This is a genomic window from Streptococcus sp. HMSC062H02 (assembly GCF_001813005.1).
GTDB classification, from domain to species: domain Bacteria; phylum Bacillota; class Bacilli; order Lactobacillales; family Streptococcaceae; genus Streptococcus; species Streptococcus oralis_S.
Genome location: NZ_KV811134.1, coordinates 87,423 through 113,982, shown reverse-complemented (window position 1 = coordinate 113,982; position 26,560 = coordinate 87,423). Strand labels below are relative to the sequence as shown.

General features: G+C 39.1%; 30 protein-coding genes and 1 pseudogene. 25 read left to right on the top strand and 6 right to left on the bottom strand.

Going from position 1 to position 26,560, the window contains the following annotated elements:
* Nucleotides 1-87: 87 nt before the first annotated feature.
* The 5 genes from HMPREF2885_RS08985 (at nucleotide 88) to HMPREF2885_RS08965 (ending at nucleotide 4,746) form a co-directional block, all read left to right on the top strand.
* Entirely contained in the window at nucleotides 88-1,254 is a 1,167-nt protein-coding gene (locus HMPREF2885_RS08985; protein ID WP_049550408.1) for an AI-2E family transporter, read from the top strand.
* Nucleotides 1,244-2,473 (top strand): tetratricopeptide repeat protein, encoded by a 1,230-nt coding sequence (locus tag HMPREF2885_RS08980; RefSeq protein WP_049550407.1) that lies wholly within the window; start codon nucleotides 1,244-1,246, stop codon nucleotides 2,471-2,473. The genes HMPREF2885_RS08985 and HMPREF2885_RS08980 overlap by 11 nt, the downstream gene beginning before the upstream one ends.
* Before the next feature lie 136 nt (nucleotides 2,474-2,609).
* Nucleotides 2,610-3,251, top strand: a complete 642-nt coding sequence (locus HMPREF2885_RS08975; RefSeq protein ID WP_049550406.1) for an amino acid ABC transporter permease — start codon at nucleotides 2,610-2,612, stop codon at nucleotides 3,249-3,251.
* A 10-nt stretch (nucleotides 3,252-3,261) separates the two neighbouring features.
* Entirely contained in the window at nucleotides 3,262-3,891 is a 630-nt protein-coding gene (locus HMPREF2885_RS08970) for an amino acid ABC transporter ATP-binding protein (protein WP_000891744.1), read from the top strand.
* Nucleotides 3,892-3,906: 15 nt separating this feature from the next.
* Nucleotides 3,907-4,746, top strand: a complete 840-nt coding sequence (locus tag HMPREF2885_RS08965; RefSeq protein ID WP_049550404.1) for an amino acid ABC transporter substrate-binding protein — start codon at nucleotides 3,907-3,909, stop codon at nucleotides 4,744-4,746.
* A 75-nt stretch (nucleotides 4,747-4,821) separates the two neighbouring features.
* On the opposite strand, the gene lysS is transcribed toward HMPREF2885_RS08965, so the two are convergent.
* The 5 genes from lysS to HMPREF2885_RS08940 form a co-directional block, all read right to left on the bottom strand.
* Nucleotides 4,822-6,312, bottom strand: coding sequence for a lysine--tRNA ligase (lysS, locus tag HMPREF2885_RS08960; protein WP_049501497.1), 1,491 nt, complete (start codon nucleotides 6,310-6,312; stop codon nucleotides 4,822-4,824).
* A 138-nt stretch (nucleotides 6,313-6,450) separates the two neighbouring features.
* Nucleotides 6,451-7,074, bottom strand: coding sequence for a histidine phosphatase family protein (locus HMPREF2885_RS08955; RefSeq protein WP_049501496.1), 624 nt, complete (start codon nucleotides 7,072-7,074; stop codon nucleotides 6,451-6,453).
* Nucleotides 7,074-7,556 (bottom strand): aminoacyl-tRNA deacylase, encoded by a 483-nt coding sequence (locus HMPREF2885_RS08950; RefSeq protein WP_049501495.1) that lies wholly within the window; start codon nucleotides 7,554-7,556, stop codon nucleotides 7,074-7,076. The genes HMPREF2885_RS08955 and HMPREF2885_RS08950 overlap by 1 nt, the downstream gene beginning before the upstream one ends.
* Nucleotides 7,556-8,398 carry a DUF368 domain-containing protein gene (locus HMPREF2885_RS08945; protein WP_049501503.1) on the bottom strand — a complete coding sequence of 281 codons (843 nt, stop codon included), beginning with the start codon at nucleotides 8,396-8,398 and terminating at the stop codon, nucleotides 7,556-7,558. Before HMPREF2885_RS08945 ends, HMPREF2885_RS08950 begins: the two co-directional genes overlap by 1 nt.
* Nucleotides 8,399-8,504: 106 nt before the next feature.
* Nucleotides 8,505-9,305: a glycoside hydrolase family 25 protein gene (locus tag HMPREF2885_RS08940; protein ID WP_001227574.1), complete on the bottom strand. Its 801-nt coding sequence runs from the start codon at nucleotides 9,303-9,305 to the stop codon at nucleotides 8,505-8,507.
* 155 nt (nucleotides 9,306-9,460) lie between these two features.
* On the opposite strand from HMPREF2885_RS08940, the gene glmU reads away from it, so the two are divergent.
* The 7 genes from glmU to HMPREF2885_RS08905 all read left to right on the top strand — a co-directional run bounded on the left by glmU (nucleotide 9,461) and on the right by HMPREF2885_RS08905 (nucleotide 15,444).
* Nucleotides 9,461-10,840, top strand: a complete 1,380-nt coding sequence (gene glmU, locus HMPREF2885_RS08935) for a bifunctional UDP-N-acetylglucosamine diphosphorylase/glucosamine-1-phosphate N-acetyltransferase GlmU (protein WP_049501494.1) — start codon at nucleotides 9,461-9,463, stop codon at nucleotides 10,838-10,840.
* 9 nt (nucleotides 10,841-10,849) lie between these two features.
* Entirely contained in the window at nucleotides 10,850-11,395 is a 546-nt protein-coding gene (locus HMPREF2885_RS08930; RefSeq protein ID WP_000393795.1) for an NUDIX hydrolase, read from the top strand.
* Nucleotides 11,396-11,406: 11 nt separating this feature from the next.
* A complete protein-coding gene (macP, locus tag HMPREF2885_RS08925) occupies nucleotides 11,407-11,718 on the top strand; it encodes a cell wall synthase accessory phosphoprotein MacP (RefSeq protein WP_049501493.1) in 312 nt (103 codons plus the stop codon).
* A gap of 15 nt (nucleotides 11,719-11,733) precedes the next feature.
* A complete protein-coding gene (locus HMPREF2885_RS08920) occupies nucleotides 11,734-12,426 on the top strand; it encodes a 5'-methylthioadenosine/adenosylhomocysteine nucleosidase (protein ID WP_049501502.1) in 693 nt (230 codons plus the stop codon).
* A 76-nt stretch (nucleotides 12,427-12,502) separates the two neighbouring features.
* Entirely contained in the window at nucleotides 12,503-12,997 is a 495-nt protein-coding gene (rocS, locus tag HMPREF2885_RS08915; protein ID WP_000021253.1) for a chromosome segregation protein RocS, read from the top strand.
* Nucleotides 12,998-13,078: 81 nt separating this feature from the next.
* Nucleotides 13,079-13,672, top strand: coding sequence for a 3'-5' exonuclease (locus tag HMPREF2885_RS08910; RefSeq protein ID WP_049550403.1), 594 nt, complete (start codon nucleotides 13,079-13,081; stop codon nucleotides 13,670-13,672).
* Nucleotides 13,673-13,680: 8 nt separating this feature from the next.
* Complete coding sequence (locus tag HMPREF2885_RS08905; protein WP_070657861.1) at nucleotides 13,681-15,444, top strand: glycerophosphoryl diester phosphodiesterase membrane domain-containing protein; 1,764 nt, start codon at nucleotides 13,681-13,683, stop codon at nucleotides 15,442-15,444.
* A gap of 38 nt (nucleotides 15,445-15,482) precedes the next feature.
* On the opposite strand, the gene HMPREF2885_RS08900 is transcribed toward HMPREF2885_RS08905, so the two are convergent.
* Entirely contained in the window at nucleotides 15,483-15,782 is a 300-nt protein-coding gene (locus HMPREF2885_RS08900) for a YbaB/EbfC family nucleoid-associated protein (protein ID WP_049550401.1), read from the bottom strand.
* A gap of 439 nt (nucleotides 15,783-16,221) precedes the next feature.
* Here HMPREF2885_RS08900 and HMPREF2885_RS08895 point away from each other — a divergent pair, with 439 nt between their 5' ends.
* From HMPREF2885_RS08895 to HMPREF2885_RS08835, 13 genes and pseudogenes are all read left to right on the top strand, one after another.
* Nucleotides 16,222-16,929 (top strand): IspD/TarI family cytidylyltransferase, encoded by a 708-nt coding sequence (locus HMPREF2885_RS08895; protein WP_000638514.1) that lies wholly within the window; start codon nucleotides 16,222-16,224, stop codon nucleotides 16,927-16,929.
* Nucleotides 16,930-16,933: 4 nt separating this feature from the next.
* Nucleotides 16,934-17,956, top strand: a complete 1,023-nt coding sequence (locus HMPREF2885_RS08890; RefSeq protein ID WP_049550400.1) for a ribitol-5-phosphate dehydrogenase — start codon at nucleotides 16,934-16,936, stop codon at nucleotides 17,954-17,956.
* A 16-nt stretch (nucleotides 17,957-17,972) separates the two neighbouring features.
* Nucleotides 17,973-18,830: a phosphotransferase family protein gene (locus tag HMPREF2885_RS08885; RefSeq protein ID WP_070657859.1), complete on the top strand. Its 858-nt coding sequence runs from the start codon at nucleotides 17,973-17,975 to the stop codon at nucleotides 18,828-18,830.
* Nucleotide 18,831: 1 nt separating this feature from the next.
* Entirely contained in the window at nucleotides 18,832-19,710 is an 879-nt protein-coding gene (locus HMPREF2885_RS08880) for a DMT family transporter (RefSeq protein WP_049550398.1), read from the top strand.
* 11 nt (nucleotides 19,711-19,721) lie between these two features.
* On the top strand, nucleotides 19,722-20,411 hold the full coding sequence (locus HMPREF2885_RS08875; RefSeq protein WP_000643950.1) for a sugar phosphate nucleotidyltransferase: 690 nt from the start codon (nucleotides 19,722-19,724) through the stop codon (nucleotides 20,409-20,411).
* Between the two features lie 190 nt (nucleotides 20,412-20,601).
* Nucleotides 20,602-21,078: a PTS sugar transporter subunit IIA gene (locus HMPREF2885_RS08870; RefSeq protein ID WP_049550397.1), complete on the top strand. Its 477-nt coding sequence runs from the start codon at nucleotides 20,602-20,604 to the stop codon at nucleotides 21,076-21,078.
* Between the two features lie 37 nt (nucleotides 21,079-21,115).
* Nucleotides 21,116-21,421 carry a PTS sugar transporter subunit IIB gene (locus HMPREF2885_RS08865; RefSeq protein ID WP_000590551.1) on the top strand — a complete coding sequence of 102 codons (306 nt, stop codon included), beginning with the start codon at nucleotides 21,116-21,118 and terminating at the stop codon, nucleotides 21,419-21,421.
* Nucleotides 21,422-21,475: 54 nt separating this feature from the next.
* Nucleotides 21,476-22,951, top strand: coding sequence for a PTS galactitol transporter subunit IIC (locus HMPREF2885_RS08860; RefSeq protein WP_049550396.1), 1,476 nt, complete (start codon nucleotides 21,476-21,478; stop codon nucleotides 22,949-22,951).
* Between the two features lie 107 nt (nucleotides 22,952-23,058).
* On the top strand, nucleotides 23,059-23,955 hold the full coding sequence (locus HMPREF2885_RS09990) for an aldose 1-epimerase family protein (protein WP_083307440.1): 897 nt from the start codon (nucleotides 23,059-23,061) through the stop codon (nucleotides 23,953-23,955).
* Between the two features lie 286 nt (nucleotides 23,956-24,241).
* Nucleotides 24,242-24,667, top strand: coding sequence for a galactose-6-phosphate isomerase subunit LacA (gene lacA, locus HMPREF2885_RS08850; RefSeq protein WP_049550395.1), 426 nt, complete (start codon nucleotides 24,242-24,244; stop codon nucleotides 24,665-24,667).
* Between the two features lie 30 nt (nucleotides 24,668-24,697).
* A complete protein-coding gene (gene lacB, locus HMPREF2885_RS08845) occupies nucleotides 24,698-25,213 on the top strand; it encodes a galactose-6-phosphate isomerase subunit LacB (RefSeq protein ID WP_001216921.1) in 516 nt (171 codons plus the stop codon).
* A 10-nt stretch (nucleotides 25,214-25,223) separates the two neighbouring features.
* Nucleotides 25,224-26,153, top strand: coding sequence for a tagatose-6-phosphate kinase (locus HMPREF2885_RS08840; protein WP_070657858.1), 930 nt, complete (start codon nucleotides 25,224-25,226; stop codon nucleotides 26,151-26,153).
* 1 nt (nucleotide 26,154) lies between these two features.
* Nucleotides 26,155-26,560 (top strand): annotated as a pseudogene (locus HMPREF2885_RS08835) (tagatose-bisphosphate aldolase); the annotation flags it as partial.

The window sequence follows — 26,560 nt, the reverse complement described above, 5'->3', positions numbered from 1 at the left end:
ACTAGATTCATTCATGTAAGCACTTTAAAAAAGAGTTATTTTAGTCTAAAAATGGTATAATGAGAGAATGACAGAAAGGATGTATTTATGGAACATAAAGAGAAACATTTTAGCCTATCCTGGTTCTTCAAGTGGTTTTTAGATAACAAAGCTATCACCGTATTTTTAGTAACCTTGTTACTGGGGCTGAACATTTTCATTCTAAGTAAGATTAGTTTTATTTTTTTACCCGTTTTAGACTTTTTAGGGGTTGTCATGTTGCCAGTTATTTTATCTGGTTTACTTTATTACCTCCTTAATCCGATTGTGGACTGGATGGAGAAGCACAAGATCAATCGTGTTCTTGCCATTAGTATTGTTTTTGTCATTATCGGACTCTTTATCATTTGGGGATTGGCAGTCGCAATTCCTAATCTGCAACGTCAAGTCTTAAATTTTGCGAAGAATGTGCCGACATACCTGGAAGATGCTGATAAGGTGATCAATGACCTTGTAACCAAACGCTTGCCAGATGATTTTAGACCACAGTTGGAGCAGGTTCTTTCCAATGTTTCTAGTGAGGCGACCATGTGGGCCAGCAAAATCTCTTCTCAAGCTGTTAACTGGGTTAGCGCCTTTATCAGTAGCGTTTCCCAGGTCATTGTTGCGGTTATTATCGTACCCTTCATGCTCTTTTATCTTTTGAGAGATGGGAAAGGCTTGCGAGATTACCTGACTAAATTCATCCCAAACAAGTTAAAAGAACCTGTCGGACAAGTTTTGTCAGATGTTAATAAACAGTTGTCAAACTATGTTAGAGGGCAGGTTACAGTTGCTATTATCGTGGCAATTATGTTTATTATCTTCTTTAAGATTATTGGTCTCAGATATGCTGTGACTCTTGGTATTACGGCTGGTATCCTCAATCTAGCACCTTACTTGGGTAGTTTTCTAGCGATGTTGCCTGCTCTGGTTTTGGGCTTAATAGCGGGGCCTGTCATGCTTTTGAAAGTGATTATTGTCTTTATTGTTGAACAAACGATTGAAGGTCGCTTCGTTTCTCCACTTATTTTAGGTAGTCAGCTAAACATCCATCCCATCAATGTCCTCTTTGTTCTCCTAACTTCAGGATCCATGTTTGGTATTTGGGGAGTCTTGCTGGGAATTCCTGTCTATGCTTCTGCCAAGGTCGTTATCTCAGCTATCTTTAACTGGTATAAAAAAGTCAGCGGTCTGTATGAAGAAGAAGGGGAGGAAATCAAGAGTGAACAATAGTCAACGCATGCTCCAGGCTTTGGATGAACAGGATTTAACCAAAGCGAATCAGTTTTTTCACAAAGCCCTCGAAACAGATTCAAGTGAGGTTCTCTATGAACTAGCAAGCTATCTAGAGGGAATTGGCTTTTATCCTCAAGCGAAAGAAATTTACCAACATATCGTTTCAGAATTTCCAGAAGTGAATCTGAACTTAGCCAGCATTGCTAGCGAGGATGGCAATGTTGAGGAAGCCTTTGCTTACCTTGAGGAAATCACACCCGAAAGTGACTGGTACGTGTCGGCTTTGGCCTTGAAGGCTGACCTCTATCAGTTGGAAGGATTGACAGATGTAGCGCGTGAAAAGTTACTGGAAGCCTTAAATTACTCAGATGATGCCTTATTAGTTTTCGGTTTGGCTGAGTTGGATAGCGAGCTAGGGAATTATCAGGAAGCGATTCAGGGCTATGCTCAATTAGACAATCGCTCTATCTATGAGCAAACGGGTGTCTCAACCTATCAGCGAATTGGCTACGCTTATGCCCAGTTAGGTAAGTTTGAAGCTGCAACTGAATTCTTAGAAAAAGCTTTAGAATTAGAATACGATGACCAAACTGCCTTTGAACTGGCTAGTCTTTACTTTGACCAAGAAGAGTATCAAAAATCTGTTCTTTACTTTAAGCAGATTGATACCATTTCACCTGATTTTGAAGGATATGAATATGGTTATAGTCAAGCTTTGCATAAGGAACATCAGGTGGAAGATGCACTTCGTATCGCTAAACAAGGTTTGGAGAAAAATCCATTTGAAACTCGGCTCTTGCTTGCTGCTTCACAGTTTTCGTATGAATTGCATGATCCTAGTAGTGCAGAGCAGTTTCTCCTTACTGCCAAAGGAGATGCAGAGGATACAGAAGAAATTTTCCTTCGCCTTGCAACCATTTATATGGAACAAGAACGGTTTGAGGACATCATCGCTCTCCAAAGTCAAGAACCTGAAAATCTCTTGACCAAGTGGATGATTGCCCGTTCTTACCAGGAAATCGAGGATTTAGATAAGGCCTATGAACTCTATCAACAACTATCGTCTGATCTCAAGGAGAATCCTGAATTTCTGGAGCAGTATACTTATCTTTTACGTGAATTGGGGTATTTTGAAGAAGCCAAAGTGCAAGCTGAAGCTTATTTAAAACTCGTTCCAGATGATGTTCAAATGCAAGAACTCTTAGAAACACTTTAAAAGTTATCTCTCTAAAAGAACGTATCCGTCAATTTGGCAGATACGTTTTTTTGAAAAATAGAATTTTTTTACAAAAACCCTTGCTAAATTGTTTATTTATGCTATAATAGGAACAATAATTTTTAGGAGGTGCAGTATGTCTTATATGTTTGAGATATTACCAAGTTTATTGAACGGTGCAAGTATGACTCTTCAAGTCTTTGCTCTGGTCTTGATATTTTCAATTCCTTTAGGTATTGTCGTTGCCTTTGCTTTGCAAGTTCGCTGGAAACCCCTCCATTATCTGATTGACCTTTATATTTGGGTGATGCGAGGGACTCCCTTGCTCTTGCAATTAATCTTTATTTACTATGTTCTCCCTAGAATTGGGATACGTTTAGATCGTTTGCCTGCTGCTGTAATCGCTTTTGTATTGAACTATGCAGCCTACTTTGCTGAAATTTTTCGTGGAGGGATTGAAACCATTCCAAAGGGGCAGTATGAGGCTGCTAAGGTCTTGAAGTTTAGTCCATTTGACACAGTGCGCTATATTATTTTGCCTCAGGTTACAAAGATTGTCTTACCGAGCGTCTTTAATGAAATTATGAGTTTGGTCAAGGATACTTCATTGGTTTATGCCCTTGGGATTTCAGATTTGATTTTGGCTAGTCGGACAGCAGCCAATCGGGATGCCAGTCTTGTTCCTATGTTTTTAGCCGGAGCGATTTATTTGATTATGATTGGTCTTGTAACTATTGTTGCGAAAAAACTTGAGAAGAAGTACAGTTATTACAGATAGGAGGATTGCTATGTTAGAATTACGAAACATCAACAAGGCCTTTGGTGGCAAACAAATCTTAACCAACTTCAGCCTATCAATTCCTGAAAAGCAAATCCTTGCAATCGTAGGTCCATCTGGAGGAGGAAAGACTACCTTGTTACGTATGCTAGCTGGACTGGAAACCATCGATTCTGGAGAAATCTACTATAACGGCGAATCGCTAGCTATAGACGAACTAGAAAAGCGCAATCTTCTGGGATTTGTTTTCCAAGATTTTCAACTCTTTCCGCATTTGTCAGTTCTAGATAACTTAACTCTGTCGCCTATAAAAACCATGAGCATGGAGAAGGAAGTTGCTGAGAAGAAGGCGCGTGGTTTGTTAGAACAACTTGGGTTAGCAGGGCATGCAGATGCCTTTCCATTCTCACTTTCAGGTGGGCAAAAACAACGGGTGGCCTTAGCGCGTGCTATGATGATAAACCCAGAAATTATTGGATATGATGAGCCTACATCAGCCTTAGACCCAGAATTGCGATTAGAAGTGGAAAAACTTATCCTTCAAAATAAAGAGCGTGGGATGACTCAGATTGTTGTGACCCACGATCTTCAGTTTGCGGAAAACATTGCTGATCAGATCCTTAAGGTCGATCCAAAGTAGGACTAGGAGGTGCCTATGAAGAGAAAGAAAATTGCCCTTGTACTTGCTCTGTTCTTTAGCTTCTTCCTGACAGCTTGTACTCAGAAGGCAAGTGATCCAAGTCAGGATAATTGGGCCAAATATCAAAAACAGGGTAGCATTACCATTGGCTTTGACAATACCTTTGTTCCCATGGGATTTGAGGAAAAGAATGGCCAGTATGCAGGTTTTGATATTGACCTAGCCCAAGCTGTCTCTGAAAAACTAGGAATTCAGATTAAATTTCAACCCATCGACTGGGATATGAAAGAAACCGAACTACAAAATGGTACCATTGATGCCATCTGGAATGGCTATACAGCAACAAATGAACGGAAAGAGAAGGTTGCTTTTACCATTCCTTACATGGAAAATCAACAAGTTTTGGTCTCTAAAAAGTCTCAAAAAATCCACTCAGTTCAGGATATGACTGACAAAGTTTTAGGGGCCCAGGCTGGATCTTCTGGTTATTTGAATTTTGAAGGACAACCAGAACTACTCAAGAATCGAGTGAAAGACCAGAAGGCTAATCAATACCAAAGTTTCAATGAAGCCTTAATTGATTTGAAAAATGATCGGATTGATGCCTTGTTGATTGACCGGGTATATGCCAATTATTATCTCCAGTCTGAAGGAATATTAAATGACTACAATGTCTTTTCAGCTGGATTTGAAAGTGAAGCTTTTGCAGTGGGTGTTAGACCTGCTGATAAAACTTTGCTAGATGCATTGAACCAAGCCTTTATCTCGCTATACCAAGAAGGAAAATTCCAGGAAATCAGCCAGAAATGGTTTGGGGAAGATGTAGCCACCAGTCAAGTTAAAAATCAAGAATAAGAAAAAGAGATTGAGTTTTTCCTCAGTCTCTTTTTGCATCGAAAAATCCTCTGGCAAGTACCAGAGGATAAGGGGTTATTTCATTGTTGGGAAGAGCAATACATCACGGATAGTAGTTGTATCAGTGAGGAGCATGCAGAGACGGTCGATACCGATTCCCAAACCACCTGTTGGAGGCATACCGTATTCAAGAGCCTCAATGTAGTCGTAGTCGATGCCTGTTGCTTCATCATCACCAAGCTCTTTAGCTTTAGCTTGAGCTTCAAAACGGCTAAGCTGATCAATTGGGTCGTTCAACTCAGTAAAGGCGTTACCGTATTCCTTGGTCATAATGAAGAGCTCAAAGCGGTCAGTAAAGCGGTCGTCTTCAGGGTTCTTCTTAGCAAGTGGAGACACAGCTACTGGATGACCATAGACAAAGGTTGGTTGAATCAAGGTTTCTTCAACGAACTCTTCAAAGAAGGCGTTGATAATGTGACCAACTTCAGTGTAGTGTTTCTCAACTGGAACTTTCTTCTCAGCAGCGATAGCTTTAGCTTCCTCGAAAGTCATGTCTTGCCAGAAGTCTACACCAGTAATTTCCTTGATAGCATCTACCATGTGAACGCGTTTGAATGGTTCGTTGATTTTGATTTCAGTTCCTTGGTAGTTAACTGGACCATCACCCTTAACTGCCTTAGCAGCGTGTTGGATAATACCTTCCGTCAAGTCCATGATATCTTGGAAGTCTGCATAAGCTTGGTAAACCTCGATAGAAGTAAACTCAGGGTTATGAGTAGCGTCCATTCCTTCGTTACGGAAGATACGGCCAATTTCATAGACTCGTTCCATACCACCAACGATAAGACGTTTTAAGTGAAGCTCAGTCGCGATACGAAGGACCATATCAATGTTTTGGGCATTGTGGTGAGTGATAAATGGACGGGCAGCAGCACCACCGGCTTCATTATGAAGAACAGGTGTTTCCACTTCAAGGAAACCTTTTTGGTCTAGATAACGACGGATTTCAGAGATGATTTTTGAACGAGTGACAAAGCGTTCAAAGCTTTCACGATTAGAAATCAAGTCAAGGTAACGTTTACGATAAATTGTTTCAACGTCTGTCAAACCGTGGAATTTCTCAGGAAGCGGGCGAAGTGCTTTAGACAAGTGTGTGATGTGTGTGGCCTTGATAGAGAGCTCTCCCATATCAGTACGCATGACTTCACCTTCGACACCAAGGAAGTCACCAAGGTCTGCTTTTTTGAAGATTTCGTAGTTTTCTTCGCCAACTTCGTCTTTACGAACGTAGATCTGGATTTGACCTTCTCGGTCTTGAAGATGGGCAAAGCCAACTTTTCCTTTTCCACGTTTAGTTACTAAGCGTCCAGCGATAGTAGCAGTTTCATTTAATTCATGTAGTTGTTCTTTATCGAGTTCTGCAAATTTATCTTTTAGTTCTTGTGAGTTAGCAGTACGTTCAAAACGTTTTCCGAAGGGATCGATTCCTTGTTCACGGAGCGCAGCCATTTTTTCACGGCGAACGATCTGCTGGTCATTTAGTTCTTCCATATGTTCTGTAGACATGGGTTCCTCCTAATTTTACTCAAAATTTGATACGATGAGTCATTTTTTGCGATACTCCCATTTTATCATAAATAGCAGAGAAATTCACGGATATTCTTTGAAAACTAAAAAGAACTTGACTATTAAGATCAAGTTCCATTATTTTCTTTGATAGGAAGTGTCATTCCATCTTTCCAGAGTGAAGGTTTCAAAATTCTCGGTCTCTAAAACTGTCAGACTAGCATTGGCCAAGCCTCCATCTTTGCGAAGGTGAGCCTCTTTATAGCCTAAGAGAGTGCGTAGGCTAGCAGTGAGATTTGCCCCATGCCCGACAATCAAAATTCTTTCAGCCGGACTTTCTTTCAGAGATTTGATAAACTGAATGGTTCGCTGAGTCGTAGAGTAGAGAGATTCGGCTTCAAACATCCTCGTATCAAACTGGGCCAGATTAGAGCGAAAGGCCTTGATTTGTTGTGGGTAGATGGCATTGAGCGTAGCGATTTTTAATCCCTCTAGTTTTCCAAGTTGCCATTCACGTAGGTTAGGAATGCTCTTTAAAGGACAAGGGGCTAGGAGTTGACTTTGGATAATCTCAGCAGATTTGACTGCTCTGGGTAAATCACTAGAATAAATCGTATCAAAAGGAATTTCCTTGAGATGTTGACCCAGTTGTTTTAAAACGTCAATGGAATCTGGAAGAAGGGGAGAGTCGCCGCTAGCACCTTGAAAACGTCCTTCAAGATTCCAGACAGTCCGACCATGACGGACAAAATAGAGTTTCATCAGTTGTTTTCCTCCAAGAGATCAGCAAAATTTGCTTTTACAAAGCTGGCTAAGTCTTGAGGTCGAATGATGATACTATGCCCGACTTCTCCAGCAGAGACAATCATTTGGTCTAAATCCAAAGCAGTCTGATCAATAAAAATAGGATAATTGTGTTTTTGGCGAATGCCGACGGGGTTATTAGCCCCATGAATATAGCCTGTCGTTTTTTCCAGATCTTTTTGAGGAATCATGCTCACTTTTTTATTACCAGAAACCTTTGCTAGTTTTTTCTCAGCGAGGTGTTCTGTTATGGGAACGATTCCGATGATTGGCCCCGTCTTATCACCCAGCAGAGCCAAGGTTTTAAAGATATGTGTTCGATCATATTCCGAAGGAAGTTCACCCTCAAGCGCGTTGATATGAATACCAGTATGGTTAATACCCGCCTTGGTCAAGATTTGTTCGACCAAGGTTTTCTTAATCTTAACTTTCTTTGCCATTATTTATACTTATCCTCCAATTGACTCATCCAGATACCAAGCCAAATACCAAGTGCAAAGAAGAAGGCGATGAGAACATAACTCACGATAGAAAGTCCAGTGTATTGGATACTTTCAGCACTTCCAGCATTTGGAATCAAAATCAAGAGGGTGCTTGATAGCACAATCCCAATGATAAAGTGATACACACGCGAGTGGTAGTTGTTCAAGGCATGGTCCATTAATTTTGAAAAAATGATGAGGGTTGCACCTGCACCTATTCCGATAGGAAGGAAAGTACCGAATAAATCAAAGGTCTTAAAACCAGAGAGCATTGGAGCGTACAATCCTAAAATCAAGAGTAGATTTGACGGACTTAAACCAGGCACCAAGACACCAAGCGCTAAAAGAGCACCCGCTAAGATGAAATTAGCGAAACTAGCACTGAGAGAACCAACAACAAAGTTTAGCGCGTAGAGCCCTAGGCCTGAAAGGATAAAGGTAGTCCAGAACCAGACTAGGTCGATCTTGTCACGATCAGATTCTCGAGTAGATTCTTTAAGGAGGCTAGGAACTGTACCGATGATGGCTCCCGCAAAACTCCATAAAACATAGACCTGGTAATTTTCTAGCAGATACTCGATTGGATAAGAAAACAAACCAATGCCTAGCAACATCCCGATTGCTACTGGGATAAAGTATAGGACATTCGCTTTAAAATCCTTAAAAGGATGAGCCAGAAAGCTAATCATTCGCTCGTAGATCCCCAAAATAGCTGCCAAAACACCGCCTGAAATTCCTGGTAAGATAAATCCTAAGGCGATGACGATTCCTTTAATAACTCTTGCAATCCATGAAAACATCATAAAATCCTCAATTTCATAAAATTCTTTCTCTATTCTATCAATTATAACACAGACGAGGAGAAAATGAAAAAACAAGTGAAAAAGAGAGCGATTTTCACTTGTCTTATGGTCTTAAAAATAGTTTTCTGAAGGTTTCTTCTTTTTCCTTCAAGGTAGAAATAAGATTAATATCTAAATGATGTTCAAATCCAGCAATTCTTCCTTTTGAAGTGTATTGATGGAGGTCGTAGTCTAAACTGGTATTGGGTGTTGTTTCAAAGTAACCAGAGTCTGTCCCGTAGGAAGGAATCCAAATAGCAGTAAACTTATCTGTATTGATACTGTGTTCTTGCATGAAGTAAACTCCAATATAGATGCCGATGTTTTTAGCACCTAAAGATTCCAGTTTAGCACGAAAGGCTTCAACCCCTTCATTCATATCAGACATTGTTTTTTCTTCCACGTCCAACCAATAGTAACTAGGGTTGTAAGGAGAAGCAGCATTATAGAAAACTTCAGCGGCTTTTTCCATTTCTTCCTTGCTGGGGCTAGCTAGATAGGCATAGACTCCAACTGGGACATTCCGCTTTTGAAATTCTGTAATATGACTTTTATAGGCTTTATCAATACCATTGGCATAAGCGGCATCATTTTTTTCAGTATGTTGAGCCCCATTGTGGACGCGAACAATAACACCTGAAATATTTTGAGACAAGGTATCGTAGTTGATTTCCTCAGGTCTTTGCCAACCAGAGACATCAATAATAGGTTTGTCAAGATTATGCAAGGCCTGATTTTCAACCTGGACAGCATTTGGTTTTGACTTGACGGGATGGTCTTCATAAGTTGGTCTATTGAGGATCAAAATAGCTATAAATATAGTAAATAAAGTAAAAATAATAGCTGGATGAATCTTTTTTCTCATATTTAAATAGTTTAACGTAAATAGATAAAAAAATCAAAGAAAACATCGGAAAAAGTGAATATATGGGCGTCTTTTCCCTATTTCTCTGTTTGTTTACTCCTAAGAAACTAAATTATGGTATAATATAAGGGAATTTCTAGAGAAAAGAGAAGATTATGTCAAATTATGCCATTATTCTAGCAGCGGGTAAAGGTACTCGCATGAAATCAGATCTTCCAAAGGTACTTCATAAAGTAGCTGGAATTTCGATGTTGGAACATGTTTTTCGTAGTGTTGGTGCGATTCAACCTGAAAAAACAGTTACTGTAGTTGGTCACAAGGCAGAGCTAGTTGAGCAAGTATTAGCCGGTCAGACAGACTTTGTTACCCAATCAGAACAACTAGGAACTGGGCATGCTGTCATGATGGCAGAGCCTATTCTCCAAAATCGTACAGGCCACACATTGGTTATCGCTGGAGATACTCCTCTGATTACAGGTGAAAGCTTGAAAAACCTCTTGGATTTCCATATTAATCACAAAAATGTTGCGACGATTTTAACAGCTGAAGCAGCTGATCCTTTTGGATATGGTCGTATCGTCCGTAACGATAATGCTGAAGTTCTTCGTATTGTTGAGCAGAAAGATGCCACAGACTTTGAAAAGCAAATTAAGGAAATCAATACAGGAACTTATGTATTTGACAATGAGCGTCTTTTTGAAGCCCTTAAAAACATCAACACCAACAATGCCCAAGGTGAGTACTATATTACTGACGTGATTGGTATTTTCCGTAATGCGGGTGAAAAGGTTGGGGCCTATACTCTCAAGGATTTTGATGAAAGTCTTGGCGTAAATGACCGTGTAGCTCTTGCGACTGCGGAAGCAGTGATGCGTCGCCGTATCAATCAAAAGCACATGGTTAATGGTGTTAGCTTTGTTAATCCGGAAGCAACTTACATCGATATTGATGTTGAGATTGCTCCCGAAGTCAAAATCGAAGCCAACGTTACCTTGAAAGGTCAAACGAAGATTGGTGCGGAGACTATTTTAACAAATGGAACTTATATCGTAGATAGTACCGTTGGAGCTGGAGCCGTGATTACCAACTCTATGATTGAGGAAAGTAGTGTTGAGGACGGTGTAACAGTTGGTCCCTATGCTCATATCCGTCCAGGTTCAAGTCTGGCTGCTCAAGTTCACATTGGAAATTTTGTTGAAGTAAAAGGATCTTCAATCGGTGAAAATACCAAGGCTGGTCATTTGACTTATATTGGAAACTGTGAAGTGGGTAGCAACGTTAATTTTGGTGCAGGAACTATTACAGTTAACTACGATGGCAAAAATAAATATAAAACTGTCATTGGCAATAATGTCTTTGTTGGCTCAAACTCAACTATTATTGCTCCTGTAGAACTTGGGGATAATTCTCTGGTTGGAGCGGGTTCAACCATTACCAAGAATGTTCCTGCTGATGCCATTGCTATCGGCCGTGGACGTCAGGTCAACAAAGATGAATATGCGACTCGCCTACCTCATCATCCCAAGAACCAGTAGGAGTTTGTCATGGAATTTGAAGAAAAAACGATTAGTCGGAAGGAAATCTATCAAGGTCCTATCTTTAAATTGGTGCAAGATCAGGTAGAACTGCCAGAAGGCAAAGGTACTGCCCAACGTGATTTGATTTTTCACAATGGAGCTGTTTGTGTACTAGCTGTGACAGCTGAAGACAAAATCGTTCTCGTTAAGCAATACCGAAAAGCTATCGAGGCGGTTTCTTATGAGATTCCTGCTGGTAAACTAGAACTTGGTGAAAATGCTGATCCAATGGCAGCGGCCCTTCGTGAATTGGAAGAAGAGGTTGCCTACACAGCTAAGTTAGAACTGTTGTACGATTTCTATTCTGCGATTGGATTTTGTAATGAAAAACTAAAACTCTACCTTGCTAGTGATTTGGTCAAGGTGGAAAATCCTCGTCCACAAGATGATGATGAAACTTTGGAAGTTCTAGAAGTGAGTCTAGAGGAGGCTAAGAACCTAATCCAGTCAGGTCATATCTGTGATGCCAAGACCATTATGGCGATCCAGTACTGGGAACTACAAAAGAAATAGAGGAGCAACCCATGGGAAAACCTTTATTAACAGACGAAATGATTGAACGTGCCAACCGAGGTGAGAAAATCTCAGGACCACCTCTTCAAGATGATGAGGAAACAAAGATCCTACCAACGTCTTCACAACATTTTAGTTATTCACGCTCTAGAGACCACGGTTTTAGTCAAGATACACTTACAATCGAAGTAGAACCAACAATTCATAAGAGTCGCCGCATTGAGAACACTAAGAGAAATGTTTTTAATTCGAAACTCAATCGCATCTTGTTTGCAGTCATCCTACTTTTGATTTTGTTAATTTTAGCGATGAAACTCTTGTAATTGAAAGGACTTGAAATGAAAATTGGAATCATTGCTGCCATGCCAGAAGAACTCGTATATTTGACTCAGAATTTGGACAAACCTAAAGAAGTCCAAGTCCTTGGAAATACTTACTACACTGGCTCTGTTGGCAATACAGAAGTCGTTCTAGTTCAGAGTGGGATTGGAAAAGTCATGTCGGCTATGAGTGTAGCAGTGTTAGCTAACCACTTCCAAGTAGAAGCTATCATCAATACAGGATCAGCAGGTGCTCTTGCAGATGGGATTGCTGTTGGTGATGTCGTGATTGCAGATAGACTAGCTTACCATGATGTGGATGTGACTGCTTTTGGCTATGCTTATGGCCAAATGGCGCAACAACCGCTTTATTTTGAATCAGACAAAACCTTTGTAGCCAAAATCCAAGAGAGTCTATCTCAGTTAGAACAGACCTGGCACCTAGGCTTGATTGCTACAGGAGATAGCTTTATAGCTGGAGATGATAAGATTGCTAGTATCAAATCCCACTTCCCTGATGTTTTAGCAGTTGAAATGGAAGGGGCTGCCATTGCACAAGCAGCTCAGGCTCTTGGCCTACCTTTCCTAGTCATTCGTGCAATGAGTGACAATGCCAATCACGAAGCCTCTATCTCTTTTGATGAGTTTATTATCGAAGCTGGACGTCGTTCTGCCCAAGTCTTACTAGCCTTTCTAAAAGCTTTAGATTAAGCGGAAATTTGACAGTTTATCTAGCTTATGATAAGATTTAAATAAAGAAAAGCTAGAAAACGTTTCAGAGGATATTATGAGTATTGAAATGACCGTCAGTGAGATTGCAGAGGTCTTAGGACTATCTCGTCAAGCAATCAACAATCGTGTCAAAGAACTTCCAGAAGAGGACACGAAAAAAAATGACAAAGGTGTAACTGTAGTTACTCGAAGTGGCTTGATCAAGCTAGAAGAAATCTACAAAAAAACGATTTTTGAAGATGAACCAGTCAGTGATGATGTCAAACAACGTGAACTGATGGAAATCTTGGTCGATGAGAAAAACGCTGAAATTCTTCGTTTGTACGAGCAGCTCAAGGCCAAAGATCGCCAGTTATCAGAAAAAGATGAACAGATGCGTATCAAAGACCGCCAGATTGCTGAAAAGGACAAACAGTTGGACCAACAGCAACAGTTAACTCTTCAAGCGATGAAGGATCAAGAAACCTTGAAACTCGAGTTGGACCAAGCAAAAGAAGAAGTCCAAGCAACCAAAAAAGGCTTTTTTACTCGCCTTTTTGGAGGAAAATAAAGAAGCTGTTTGGGTTACTCACTAACCTAATGGCTTCTTTTATTATTTATAGTTTATTTTGGGTAGTAATTGAGGTAAATAATGGAAAAATTAAGAGATTATATCGCCTTTGATTTGGAATTCAATCAACACGAGGGGGTTACCCATTTAATTCAAGTATCGGCAGTCCGCTTTCAAGATGGACAAGAAAGTGCTGCTTTTGATTCTTATGTTCATACTACAGCACCATTGAAGAGTTTTATCAATGGTTTGACTGGAATCACAGCTGAAACCTTGAAAGATGCGCCAAAAGTAGAACAAGTTTTAAAGGACTTTCAAGAATTCGTTGGCGACATACCTATCGTTGGTTACAATGCAGCTAAGAGTGATTTGCCTATTCTCTTGGAGCATGGTATTGATTATCGTGACCAGTATAAGGTTGATCTATATGAGGAGGCTTTTGAACGCCGTAGTTCTGATTTACACGGCATAGCCAATCTTAAATTGCAAACTGTTGCAAATTTTTTAGGCTTTCACGGGAAGTCTCATAACAGTTTAGAGGATGCCCGCATGACGGCGCGTGTTTACGAAGCTTTTTTGGAATCAGATGAAGGAAAGCTATTAATAGAAGACCAGAGCAGTTTTTCTATGAATAATCCTTTTGGTGGCTTAGATTTATCCCAATTTTTAGACTAGGAGTGCTTATGAAACCTGAAAAACCTAAAAAGCTAGGTTTTAGGAAGATATACTATAACCTAGATAAGATTTTATTTCTATTTTTCTTGATTTTCATGATGGTAGAGTTTGTTTGGTTACCATTGAATTCATGGATAGCTGGCATACTTCTAAGACAAACAGGTTACTTGTTTATCTCCTACAATAACTTTTGGGCGATTATACAAGGCTCGCCTTTTGTCAGTTTAGCCTTTCTCATTTTAATAGCAATCAATCTTTTAGTGGCTTATTTTCAAATCTGTCTTTTGTTCATCGGGGCGCGTCACCTTCTCTACCATGAAAAGAGAACCCTGATTGAATATAGTCGAAAAGTCTTTCACCAGAGCTTTCTATTTGTCAAACGATTGAGCTTTTGTAAGATGGCCTTTGTCTTCTTTTATGTAGCTCTACTTTTTCCTTTTATTAGGAAAATTTTAAAAATCTACTATCTCAATAAAATTATTATCCCCGATTTTATCGTTACATATCTAGAAGATAAGAACTGGCTGGTAGGGCTGTTGATCATAGCATCCGCTTGGATCTTTCTCTACATTTCTGTTCGCTTCATGTTTGCCCTTCCTAAGATTCTCTTTGAAAGAAAGACAGTAAGAGAAAGTGTGAAATATAGTCTCCAAAAGACGAAGAAAAACGTCCTTTTCTTCTCTTGGCATCTCCTACTCATTATCATTAAAACCTATCTCTTCTTCTTTGTCTTGTTAATCCCCTTGCTCTTTGCTCAGGCAGTAATGGATAATTTTACTCAAAAAGAATCCTTGATTCTTGGTGTGATTAATTTTGTCTTGATTAAAAACCTCCATTACATGACTCTGACTTATTTCCTAGTGAAGTTTGTTTCCTTCCTGACAGGAGAAGAGTTGGAGATCATGCCAAGGCGAAAGAAAGACCATTTGATGAGGTGGGGAGTCATGGGGTGTGCAAGTATCTTCTTTGCTTTAGAAGGTTACATCTATTTGGAGTCTCCGGATACCAATACACCTTTAGTGATTTCGCACAGAGGAGTAAGTAATAAAAATGGTGTTCAAAATACTGTGCAGTCTTTGGAAAAGACAGCTCAACTAAAACCAGATCTCATTGAAATGGATGTTCAGGAAACGAAAGACGGTCAGTTCGTGATGATGCACGATGCTAACCTTAAATCGCTTGCAAGAATTAATGCTACACCGCAAGACTTAACTCTGGATGAATTAACAAATACAGATATTTACGAGAATGGTTATCAAACAAAGATTTCAAGTTTTGATGATTATTTAGAACGTGCAAATACATTAAACCAAAAATTGCTGATTGAGATTAAAACCAGTAAAAAAGATAGCCCACAAATGATGGACCATTTTCTCGAAAAGTATGGAGCTACTATCAAGAAATATGGTCACCAGATGCAGTCACTAGACTATCATGTGATTGATAAGGTCTTGGCTTATGATTCTGAAATTCCAGTGTACTTCATTCTGCCATATAATAGTGTGTTTCCGAGAACTAAGGCGACTGGTTATACCATGGAATATTCAACTTTGGATGAATACTTTGTCAATAAACTCTGGACAACTGATCAGAGACTCTATGTTTGGACAGTAAATGGTTCGGAGGCATTTGATAAAGCCGTTCGCCTCGGCGCAGATGGCATGATTACTGATGATCTTGAAATGGTCCAGTCACAAGTCACAATGGCTCAAGACGATCCGGAATATACGGAATTACTCTTAAAGAAAGCAATGGAATTCTTTGATTTCTAAGAAAAAAAGAGAAACATCTGTTTCTCTTTTTTTGTGGATTAGAAAGGCAATTTTCCAGCGAAAGCTCCTAGTTTCTTCTTAGTCGTTTCATCAATTTGTTCAAGAGCAGCGTTAACTGCTTGAACAGTCATATCTGAAAGTGTTTCGAGATCTTCTGGATCTACAACTGCTGGGTTGAAGTCAATGCTGACAACTTTTTTGTCTCCAGTCAAAGTTGCTTGGACAAGGTCCTGAGCTGATTTTCCAACAAATTCCATGGCAACGAGTTCTGCTTGGCTTTGTTCCATTTGTTTTTGAAGTTTTTGTGCTTGGCGCATCATGTTTTGCATGTTCATCATGGCGGTTTACAGTTTCCTTTTTCTATTATTTTCTTTTTTATTTTATCAATTTTAGGGGCAAAAGTCTATTATTTGTTTAATTCATGAGATATATAACCTTTTATAATGAGTCTCTCAAACAACTTTTAAGAAATTTACTATGCACACCTAGTATTCTTTGATAAACAAATAATTTCATTTAAGCTTTCTTTAAGGTTTCTATTATATCCTAAAGAACTCTATATTAACCGAACGTTGAGAGGAGAATATAGAGGATAACCTATTTTTATTTCTTAATTTGTTATGGTCTTTCCAAATTTAGTAAGGCATTGTTCACTTTTTGCCTTAAATGGTGTGTTGATTAGACTAAATGACACTCTGTCTTTTCTTCATGATGGAGACAGATTGTGATATAATAGATGGTAATGAGTTTTTTAGAATAAACTAAAGGAGAATATAAATGATCTATGCAGGAATCCTAGCCGGAGGAACTGGCACACGCATGGGAATCAGTAATTTACCAAAACAATTTTTGGAGTTGGGTGATCGACCTATTTTGATCCACACAATTGAAAAATTCGTCTTAGAACCAAGTATTGAAAAAATTGTAGTTGGAGTTCATGGAGATTGGGTGTCACACGCTGAGGACCTAGTTGACAAGTATCTTTCTCTCCACAAGGATCGCATCATCATTACCAAAGGTGGGGCTGATCGCAATACCAGTATCGAGAAGATTATTGAAGCTATTGATGCCTATCGTCCAATCACTCCAGAAGATATTGTGATTACCCACGACTCTGTTCGTCCATTTATCACACTTCGCATGATTCAGGACAATATAAAACTGGCTCAAAATCATGATGCGGTTGATACAGTAGTAGAAGCAGTTGATACCATTGTTGAAAGTACTAATGGTCAGTTTATCACTGATATTCCAAATCGTGCTCACCTCTATCAAGGTCAAACGCCTCAGACTTTCCGTTGCAAGGATTTCATGGATTTGTATGGTTCCCTATCTGATCAAGAAAAGGAAATCCTGACGGATGCATGTAAGATTTTTGTTATCAAAGGAAAAGACGTTGCACTAGCTAAAGGGGAATATTCAAATCTTAAAATCACAACTGTGACAGACCTGAAAATCGCGAAAAGTATGATTGAGAAAGACTAAGGCTATGATTAATCAAATTTATCAACTGACCAAACCAAAGTTTATCAATGTAAAATATCAAGAAGAGGACATTGATCAGGAGAATCATATCCTGATTCGTCCAAATTATATGGCGGTTTGTCATGCAGATCAACGTTACTATCAAGGGAAACGCGATCCAAAGATATTGGCTAAAAAGCTTCCTATGGCCATGATTCACGAGTCTTGTGGAACTGTTATCTCAGATCCAACTGGTACTTATGAAGTCGGTCAAAAGGTAGTTATGATTCCCAATCAACCGCCTATGCAGAGTGACAAGGAGTTCTACGAGAACTACATGACAGGGACCTACTTCCTATCTAGTGGCTATGACGGCTTTATGCGAGAATTTGTCTCTCTTCCAAAAGATCGTGTTGTGTCTTATAATGATATTGAGGACACAGTTGCAGCCATAACTGAGTTTGTAAGTGTTGGCATGCATGCTATGGATCGCTTCCTGCATCTTGCTCATAGCAAGAGAGAGCGCATCGCTGTTATCGGAGATGGTAGTTTGGCCTTTGTGGTTGCCAATATTATCAATTACACTCTACCAGAAGCAGAGATTATCGTTATTGGTCGCCATTGGGAAAAATTGGAGCTCTTCTCTTTTGCAAAAGAGTGCTACATCACGGATAATATCCCAGAGGATTTGACCTTTGATCATGGATTTGAGTGTTGCGGTGGTGATGGTACAGGACCAGCTATCAATGACCTGATTCGCTATATTCGTCCACAGGGAACGATTCTCATGATGGGAGTGAGTGAATACAAGATCAATATCAATACGCGAGATGCTTTGGAAAAAGGATTGTTATTAGTAGGCTCATCTCGTTCAGGACGCGTCGATTTTGAGAAGGCTATTCAAATGATGGAAGTCAAAAAGTTTGCGAATCGTCTGAAGAATATCCTTTATGTTGAAGAACCTGTGAGAGAAATCAAGGACATTCACCGTGTCTTTGCTACAGACCTAAATACTGCTTTCAAAACAGTATTTAAGTGGGAAGTGTAGAAGATGGAGGTTAATTGTGGAGAAACTCATCAAAGAAAAAATTTCTTCTTTACTATCTGATGAAGAGGAAGTACTCAGTGTTGAACAGCTGGGAGGCATGACCAATCAAAACTATTTGGTTAAAACAACCAACAAACAGTATATTGTGAAATTTTTTGGTAAAGGGACTGAAAAACTCATCAATCGTCAAAATGAAAAGTACAATCTTGAACTTTTAGAGGATTTAGATTTAGATGTCAAAAATTATCTCTTTGATATTGAGTCAGGGATTAAAGTAAATGAATACATCGAATCAGCAGTAACTCTTGATTCAACATCAATTAAGTCCAAGTTTGAAAAGATTGCACCAATTTTACAAACCATCCACGCTTCAGGGAAAGAATTAAGAGGAGAATTTGCTCCTTTTGAGGAAATCAGCAAATATGAATCCTTGATTGAGGGACCTATCCCTTATGAAAACTATGAAGCTGTAAGAAAAGATGTATTTTCACTAGAAAAGAGATTGGCTGATTTGGGTGTTGATAGAAAGTCCTGTCACATCGATTTGGTACCAGAAAACTTTATCGAGTCACCACAAGGTCGTTTGTATTTGATTGACTGGGAATACTCTTCTATTAATGACCCGATGTGGGATTTGGCAGCTCTTTTCTTAGAGTCTGAATTTACAAAGCAAGAGGAAGATGATTTCCTTTCCTACTATGAAAGTGACAAAACGCCTGTATCACGTGAGAAGATTCGTATCTATAAAATCTTGCAAGATACTATCTGGAGTTTGTGGACAGTGTACAAAGAAGCTCAAGGAGCTGATTTTGGAGATTATGGTATCAACCGTTACCAAAGAGCTGTCAAAGGTTTGACTTATTATGGAGGTTAGGATGAAGAATAAAAATGGTGTTTCCTTTGGTCTGCTCTCTGGAATTTTCTGGGGATTAGGTCTAACGATTAGTGCTTATATCTTTTCTATTTTTACAAATCTTTCACCTTTTGTGGTGGCTGCTGCTCATGATTTCTTGAGTATCTTTATCTTGTTAGCTTTTCTTTTGGTAAAAGAAAGAAAAGTTCGTCTTTCGATTTTCTTAAATATTCGAAATGTGAGTGTTATAATCGGTGCTTTACTAGCAGGACCTATAGGTATGCAGGCCAATCTTTATGCGGTTAAATATATCGGTAGTTCACTAGCTTCATCTGTATCCGCTATTTACCCAGCAGTTTCAGTTTTGCTCGCCTTCTTCATTTTGAAACACAAGGTTTCAAAGAATACAGTATTCGGTGTTTTCTTGATTATTGCAGCGATCATTGCTCAAACCTACAAGGTTGAACAAGTTAACTCGTTTTACATTGGGATTCTTTGTGCCCTTATCTGTGCCATTGCCTGGGGGAGTGAAAGTGTTCTCAGCTCCTATGCTATGGAAAGTGATTTAAGTGAAATTGAAGCCTTGTTAATTCGACAAGTAACCTCATTCTTGTCCTATCTAGTGATTGTGCTCTTTTCTCACCATTCATTTGCAGAAGTAGCAGATGGGCAATTGCTCGGTTTGATGTTAGTCTTTGCAGCATGTAATATGATTTCATACTTAGCCTACTACATTGCTATCAACCGTTTACAACCTGCAAAAGCAACTGGGTTGAACGTAAGCTATGTCGTATGGACAGTATTGTTCTCAGCAATGCTTTTAGGTACACCACTCGATATGCTGACAATCATCACTTCACTTATTGTTATGGCTGGTGTTTATATTATTATTAAAGAATAAAGGAGATTCGTGTGAAAGCGATTATTTTAGCAGCGGGCCTAGGAACTCGTCTGCGCCCTATGACTGAAAATACCCCAAAAGCTTTGGTTAAGGTTAATCAAAAACCTTTGGTAGAATACCAAATTGAGTTTTTGAAAGAGAGAGGAATTGATGAGATTATCATCGTTGTCGGTTACCTCAAAGAACAATTTGACTACCTAAAAGAAAAATATGGTGTTCGTTTAGTCTTTAACGACAAGTATGCTGATTACAATAACTTTTACTCACTTTATTTAGTAAAAGAAGATTTGGCTAACAGCTACGTCATCGATGCAGATAACTATCTTTTCAAAAATATGTTTCGAAACGATCTTAAACGTTCTACCTATTTTAGCGTTTATCGTGAAGACTGTACGAATGAGTGGTTCTTGGTTTACGGTGATGACTACAAGGTTCAAGACATTATTGTTGACAGCAAGGCTGGTCGTATTCTGAGCGGAGTTTCATTCTGGGATGCACCAACTGCTGAGAAGATTGTTGGCTTTATTGACAAAGCTTACGAGAGTGGTGAATTTGTTGATCTTTACTGGGACAACATGGTTAAGGATAATATCAAAGAATTAGATGTCTATGTCGAAGAATTAGAAGGAAATAGCATCTATGAAATTGATAGTGTAAAAGATTACCATAAGTTAGAAGAGATTTTATCTACTATTGAGTAAGGAAAGAGAAGAAGGCTTGAGCCTTCTTTTTTTGTGTATTTTATAACAAGAATGTTTGATATTGATTGTATTCTTTAAATGAAACAAAAATTACAAAAAAATGAACAAAATAAAACAAAAATTATTGACAACGATTTCATATAGTGTTATACTTATTACATAAAAGATAATTGAAAGAAGGGAAAATGTTATGGGATTAGATCATTTCTTTGACAAAAACCTGGTGTTTTGCTTAGAAGCGGATAATCAAGAACAACTCTTTGATCAGGTAGCAAGCTTGTTGGAAGAACGAGAAATTGTCACTCCAACTTATCGTGAAGCCTTGATCACGCGTGAAAAGTCATTTCCAACTGGTTTAGATATGGATTTTCTAGGAAAGGACTTGCCAAATGTAGCGATTCCTCATACAGATATTGTTCATAATCTAGCTGAGAAAGTGGTGGTTGTTCGATTAGAAAAACCAGTAACTTTTCACAATATGATAGCTCCTGATAAGGAAGTAGAAGTATCCCTACTCTTCTTTATCATTAACAACTCAAGTTCAAGTCAAACAAATATTCTGGCTCAGTTGATGGACTTTTTCACAGGAAATGGACATCTGGAAGATCTATCAAAAATTTCCGAACCAGAAAAACTTTATGCTTACATTTCCGAAGCAACCGCTTAATCTTGTCTATTAAAAAATAAAATCGGAGGAAATCCAAATGATTAAAATTCTTGCTGCCTGCGGTGCAGGTGTTAACTCAAGTCACCAAATTAAAAGTGCTCTAGAAGAAGAACTTTCAAACCGTGGTTATGACGTTCACTGTGATGCAGTCATGGTGAAAGATGTAAACGAAGACCTTATCAAGGGCTACGATATCTTTACACCAATCGCTGCAACTGACCTTGGTTTTGAACCAGGTATTCCAGTAATTGAAGCTGGACCAATCTTGTTCCGTATTCCAGCGATGAGCGCACCAGTATTTGACAATATTGAAGCAGCTATCAAAGAACATGGACTAAGCTAATTTATTCTTTATCTTGTTAACATTCATATAACTAAAAAAACGGGAGGAACTATTATGGATGTCATTATCGAACTAGCCAATAAGATTTTCAAGCCAGTCTTGGAAATGGGTGGTCCTATCATCATGCTGATCATCTTGACAGTATTGGCCTTACTATTTGGAGTGAAATTCTCCAAAGCGCTTGAAGGTGGTATTAAACTTGCCATCGCCCTTACTGGTATCGGTGCCATCATCGGTATGCTCAACGGAGCTTTCTCAGCATCACTTGCGAAATTCGTTGAAAACACAGGTATTCAGTTAAACATCACTGACGTTGGTTGGGCACCACTTGCTACGATTACTTGGGGATCTGCCTGGACACTTTACTTCTTGCTTGTGATGTTGATTGTCAACGTTGTGATGCTTGCAATGAAGAAAACGGACACACTTGACGTTGATATCTTTGATATCTGGCACTTGTCAATCACTGGTCTTTTGATCAAATGGTATGCAGACAACAATGGTGTTAGCCAAGGAGTTTCACTTTTCATCGCAACTGCAGCAGTTGTTCTTGTAGGTGTTTTGAAAATCATTAACTCTGACTTGATGAAACCAACATTCGACGACCTTCTTAATGCACCAAGTTCATCACCAATGACTTCAACTCACATGAACTACATGATGAACCCAGTCATCATGGTTTTGGATAAGATTTTTGAAAAATTCTTCCCAGGTCTTGATAAATATGACTTTGACGCTGCAAAATTGAACAAGAAAATCGGTTTCTGGGGATCTAAATTCTTCATCGGTTTCATTCTTGGTATCGTTATTGGTTTGATGGGTACTCCACACCCAGTTGCAGGTGTAGAAGGAGCTGATAAATGGGAACTTGTTATTAAAGGTTGGTTGAGCCTTGGTTTGACTGCCGGTGTAGCTTTGGAACTCTTCTCACTTATCGGATCTTGGTTCATCGCAGCCGTAGAACCACTTTCACAAGGTATTACAAACGTTGCTACTAAACGTCTTCAAGGACGTAAATTCAACATCGGTCTTGACTGGCCTTTCATCGCTGGTCGTGCTGAAATCTGGGCTTGTGCCAACGTACTTGCTCCAATCATGCTAGTAGAAGCTGTGCTTCTTTCAAACGTCGGTAATGGTATCTTGCCTCTTGCAGGTATCATCGCTATGGGTGTGACTCCAGCTCTCTTGGTTGTTACACGTGGTAAACTGCTCCGTATGATTATCTTCGGAACACTCTTGTTGCCTCTCTTCCTTCTTTCTGGTACTCTTATCGCACCATTTGCAACAGAACTTGCTAAAGGTGTAGGTGCCTTTCCTAAAGGTGTAGATAGTGCTCAATTGATCACTCACTCAACTCTTGAAGGACCAATTGAAAAACTATTTGGTTGGGCAATCGGTAATGCTACAACAGGTGATATCAAAGCAATCCTTGGTGCAGCAGCCTTCCTTGTATTCTATGTAGGTATCTTTGCTTGGTATAGAAAACAAATGATCAAACGTAACGAAGAATACGCAGCAAATGCTAAATAATTCGCTCCTATAAAATGTAAATTGTGAAAACTAGGTTGTTAATTTCCTACATTGGGAGTGACAACCTAGTTTTTCGTATAAAAATCTAAAAATAGTTGGAGAACATTATGGTGATTGAAATCAAATCAGACCAGTTAACAGTCCAGTTTAAAACCTTAGGTGGCGCCTTGTCGTCCATCAAGGATCGAGAGGGCATTGAGTATCTGTGGCAAGGAGATGCCACTTACTGGAGTGGACAAGCGCCTGTACTTTTTCCAATCTGCGGCTCTTTAAGAGAAGATACAGCCTTCTACAGTCATGCAGATGGAACGGAGACGAAAGGAAACATTCCTCGTCATGGTTTGGTCCGTAAAAATGAATTTGACTTAGTTGATCAAACAGAAAACAGTGTTACTTTTGCTATCGAAGATGATGAGAATACTTATCAAAACTATCCTTATCACTTCCGCGTTGAAATCACTTATCTAGTGACTGGCAAGACTGTTCGTACTCAATACAAGATTCTCAATAAAGAAACTAATAAAGTAATGCCATTCTTTATAGGAGGACATCCAGGCTTTAATTGTCCTCTGCTAGATGGCGAAACTTATGAAGATTACTATTTAGTGTTTGAGAAAGAAGAGACTTGCTCTGTTCCACGTCCTTTCCCAGAAACAGGAATGTTAGACTTCCAAGATAGAAGTCCATGGTTGGATGGGCAAAAAGAATTAGACCTTAGCTATGATCTGTTTAGTGTTGATGCAGTGACTTTGGATGAGTTGCAATCCAGAACAATTGTCCTTCGTTCTCGTAAGCATGAGAAGGGATTAAAAGTACACTTCCAGGAGTTCTCAAATCTCATCATTTGGTCAACTTTGAATAAGGGACCATTCATTGCATTTGAACCTTGGTCTGGATTATCTACATCTCTTGAAGAAGGAGATCATTTAGAAGATAAGAAAAACGTTCGTCTCTTGGAACCCGGTCAAGTAGATCAGATTGGCTTTGATATTGAAATATTTTAGATAAAAAACCACAAAAACAAACATTTACTGTTGACTTTTTCTATAAATAGGAGTATATTATGTTTGTAAGCAACAAATGATGTTTGTAACAAACAAATAATCACTTGTTATATTCTCTTTCGAGGAGAAAGTTTGTTTCTAGGAACTTGATTTCCTAGACTTGGATAAGCTATCGAACAGCTTATTCAATCAAATTTGTCAATAAACTGCTAGAAAGTCTTTTGTAGGTAAACTGCTAACTATAAAAGTCTTTACTAGCCTAGAATAATAAAAAGGAGTATACAATATGTCTATTGTTATCGGTGCAGATGCTGCAGGTTTGAGATTGAAAGAAGTTGTGAAAGACTTCTTGGAAAAAGAAAACTTCCACGTCGTGGATGTCACAGCTGAAGGTCAAGATTTTGTTGATGTGACTCTTGCTGTTGCTGCAGAAGTAAACAAAGAAGAACAAAACCTTGGTATCGTGATTGATGCTTATGGTGCTGGTCCATTTATGGTCGCAACAAAGATCAAAGGAATGGTTGCTGCTGAAGTTTCTGATGAACGTTCAGCTTATATGACTCGCGGCCACAACAACTCTCGTATGATTACTATGGGAGCAGAAACAGTTGGTGACGAATTGGCTAAAAACATTGCTAAAGGTTTTGTTAACGGCAAATACGACGGTGGTCGTCACCAAATTCGTGTTGATATGTTGAACAAAATGTGCTAATTAGATTACAGTAAGAAAGGTAAGTTAAAAATGAGAATTGCAATTGGATGTGACCACATCGTAACAGATGAAAAAATGGCGGTTTCAGAATTTTTGAAATCAAAAGGATATGAAGTCATCGACTTTGGTACCTATGACCACACACGTACTCACTACCCAATCTTTGGTAAAAAAGTTGGTGAAGCCGTTACAAGCGGTCAAGCTGATCTTGGGGTATGTATCTGTGGTACTGGTGTTGGTATCAACAACGCTGTAAATAAAGTTCCAGGAGTTCGTTCTGCCTTGGTTCGTGATATGACAACAGCACTTTATGCAAAAGAACAATTGAATGCCAACGTTATTGGTTTTGGTGGTAAAATTACTGGTGAATTGCTCATGTGCGATATCATTGAAGCTTTCATCAATGCTGAATACAAACCATCAGAAGAAAATAAAAAATTGATTGCGAAAATTGAGCACGTTGAAACTCACAATGCTCATCAAGCAGATGCAAACTTCTTTACAGAATTCCTTGAAAAATGGGATCGCGGTGAATACCACGACTAAGAGGTGACGCATGATTTTAACAGTCACAATGAATCCATCCATTGATATTTCTTATCCTTTGGATGAATTAAAAATTGACACTGTCAACCGTGTGGTGGACGTGACCAAGACAGCTGGTGGTAAAGGGCTCAATGTTACACGAGTGCTTTCAGAATTTGGTGATTCTGTTGTTGCTACCGGTTTGGTTGGTGGTAAACTTGGTGAGTTTTTAGTAGAGCATATCGACGATAAAGTAACGAAACGTTTCTTCTCCATTCAAGGAGAGACTCGTAACTGTATTGCTATTCTACACGGAGACAATCAAACAGAAATCCTTGAAAAAGGTCCCGAAGTTCTTGAACAAGAAGGGCAAGATTTCTTGGCTCATTTCGAAAATCTCCTTGACACTGTAGAAGTAGTTGCTATCTCTGGTAGTCTGCCAGCAGGTCTTCCAGTTGACTACTATGCAAGCTTAGTAGAACTTGCTAATCGCAAAGGAAAACCAGTTGTTCTAGATTGCTCAGGTGCAGCACTTCAGGCGGTTCTTGAATCACCACATAAACCAACAGTAATCAAACCAAACAACGAAGAATTGTCTCAGCTTCTTGGGAAAGAAGTTTCTGAGGATTTGGATGAATTAAAAGAAGTTCTTCAAGAGCCTTTATTTGCAGGGATTGAGTGGATTATCGTTTCACTTGGTGCAAATGGTGCTTTTGCAAAACATGGTGATACTTTCTACAAGGTAGATATTCCAAGAATTCAGGTAGTTAATCCTGTTGGATCTGGAGATTCTACTGTGGCAGGGATTTCGTCAGGACTTCTTCATAAAGAATCGGATGCAGAACTCCTCATCAAGGCAAATGTTCTTGGTATGCTCAATGCTCAAGAAAAAATGACAGGTCATGTCAATATGGCCAACTATCAAGGTCTATACGACCAACTAATCGTAAAAGAGGTATAAAATGGTTTTAACAGAAAATAAACGCGCTTGCTTGCAAAAACTCTCAGATGAAAATGGCATTATCTCAGCTCTTGCCTTTGACCAACGTGGCGCTTTGAAACGCCTCATGGCTCAATACCAAACAGAAGAGCCAACAGTTGCTCAAATGGAAGAACTTAAAGTATTGGTTGCAGATGAATTGACAAAATACGCATCCTCTATGCTTCTCGACCCTGAGTATGGTCTTCCAGCTACTAAAGCCCTTGATCCAAATGCTGGTCTTCTCCTTGCTTATGAGAAAACTGGCTACGATACAACAAGCACCAAACGCTTGCCTGACTGTTTGGATGTTTGGTCTGCAAAACGCATCAAGGAACAAGGCGCTGACGCTGTCAAGTTCTTGCTTTACTATGATGTAGACAGTTCTG

Coding starts and splice junctions, on each gene's coding strand:
- HMPREF2885_RS08970 (WP_000891744.1), top strand. CDS start 3,262: ATGTTAGAATTACGAAACATCAACAAGGCCTTTGGTGGCAAACAAATC.
- HMPREF2885_RS08860 (WP_049550396.1), top strand. CDS start 21,476: ATGGATGTCATTATCGAACTAGCCAATAAGATTTTCAAGCCAGTCTTG.
- lacB (WP_001216921.1), top strand. CDS start 24,698: ATGAGAATTGCAATTGGATGTGACCACATCGTAACAGATGAAAAAATG.
- HMPREF2885_RS08890 (WP_049550400.1), top strand. CDS start 16,934: ATGATTAATCAAATTTATCAACTGACCAAACCAAAGTTTATCAATGTA.
- HMPREF2885_RS08870 (WP_049550397.1), top strand. CDS start 20,602: ATGGGATTAGATCATTTCTTTGACAAAAACCTGGTGTTTTGCTTAGAA.
- HMPREF2885_RS08840 (WP_070657858.1), top strand. CDS start 25,224: ATGATTTTAACAGTCACAATGAATCCATCCATTGATATTTCTTATCCT.
- HMPREF2885_RS08920 (WP_049501502.1), top strand. CDS start 11,734: ATGAAAATTGGAATCATTGCTGCCATGCCAGAAGAACTCGTATATTTG.
- HMPREF2885_RS08910 (WP_049550403.1), top strand. CDS start 13,079: ATGGAAAAATTAAGAGATTATATCGCCTTTGATTTGGAATTCAATCAA.
- HMPREF2885_RS08900 (WP_049550401.1), bottom strand. CDS start 15,782: ATGATGAACATGCAAAACATGATGCGCCAAGCACAAAAACTTCAAAAA.
- HMPREF2885_RS08955 (WP_049501496.1), bottom strand. CDS start 7,074: ATGAAACTCTATTTTGTCCGTCATGGTCGGACTGTCTGGAATCTTGAA.
- rocS (WP_000021253.1), top strand. CDS start 12,503: ATGAGTATTGAAATGACCGTCAGTGAGATTGCAGAGGTCTTAGGACTA.
- HMPREF2885_RS08930 (WP_000393795.1), top strand. CDS start 10,850: ATGGAATTTGAAGAAAAAACGATTAGTCGGAAGGAAATCTATCAAGGT.
- HMPREF2885_RS08865 (WP_000590551.1), top strand. CDS start 21,116: ATGATTAAAATTCTTGCTGCCTGCGGTGCAGGTGTTAACTCAAGTCAC.
- HMPREF2885_RS08945 (WP_049501503.1), bottom strand. CDS start 8,398: ATGTTTTCATGGATTGCAAGAGTTATTAAAGGAATCGTCATCGCCTTA.
- HMPREF2885_RS08940 (WP_001227574.1), bottom strand. CDS start 9,305: ATGAGAAAAAAGATTCATCCAGCTATTATTTTTACTTTATTTACTATA.
- HMPREF2885_RS08985 (WP_049550408.1), top strand. CDS start 88: ATGGAACATAAAGAGAAACATTTTAGCCTATCCTGGTTCTTCAAGTGG.
- HMPREF2885_RS08975 (WP_049550406.1), top strand. CDS start 2,610: ATGTCTTATATGTTTGAGATATTACCAAGTTTATTGAACGGTGCAAGT.
- glmU (WP_049501494.1), top strand. CDS start 9,461: ATGTCAAATTATGCCATTATTCTAGCAGCGGGTAAAGGTACTCGCATG.
- lacA (WP_049550395.1), top strand. CDS start 24,242: ATGTCTATTGTTATCGGTGCAGATGCTGCAGGTTTGAGATTGAAAGAA.
- HMPREF2885_RS08905 (WP_070657861.1), top strand. CDS start 13,681: ATGAAACCTGAAAAACCTAAAAAGCTAGGTTTTAGGAAGATATACTAT.
- HMPREF2885_RS08895 (WP_000638514.1), top strand. CDS start 16,222: ATGATCTATGCAGGAATCCTAGCCGGAGGAACTGGCACACGCATGGGA.
- HMPREF2885_RS08965 (WP_049550404.1), top strand. CDS start 3,907: ATGAAGAGAAAGAAAATTGCCCTTGTACTTGCTCTGTTCTTTAGCTTC.
- HMPREF2885_RS08880 (WP_049550398.1), top strand. CDS start 18,832: ATGAAGAATAAAAATGGTGTTTCCTTTGGTCTGCTCTCTGGAATTTTC.
- HMPREF2885_RS09990 (WP_083307440.1), top strand. CDS start 23,059: ATGGTGATTGAAATCAAATCAGACCAGTTAACAGTCCAGTTTAAAACC.
- lysS (WP_049501497.1), bottom strand. CDS start 6,312: ATGTCTACAGAACATATGGAAGAACTAAATGACCAGCAGATCGTTCGC.
- macP (WP_049501493.1), top strand. CDS start 11,407: ATGGGAAAACCTTTATTAACAGACGAAATGATTGAACGTGCCAACCGA.
- HMPREF2885_RS08950 (WP_049501495.1), bottom strand. CDS start 7,556: ATGGCAAAGAAAGTTAAGATTAAGAAAACCTTGGTCGAACAAATCTTG.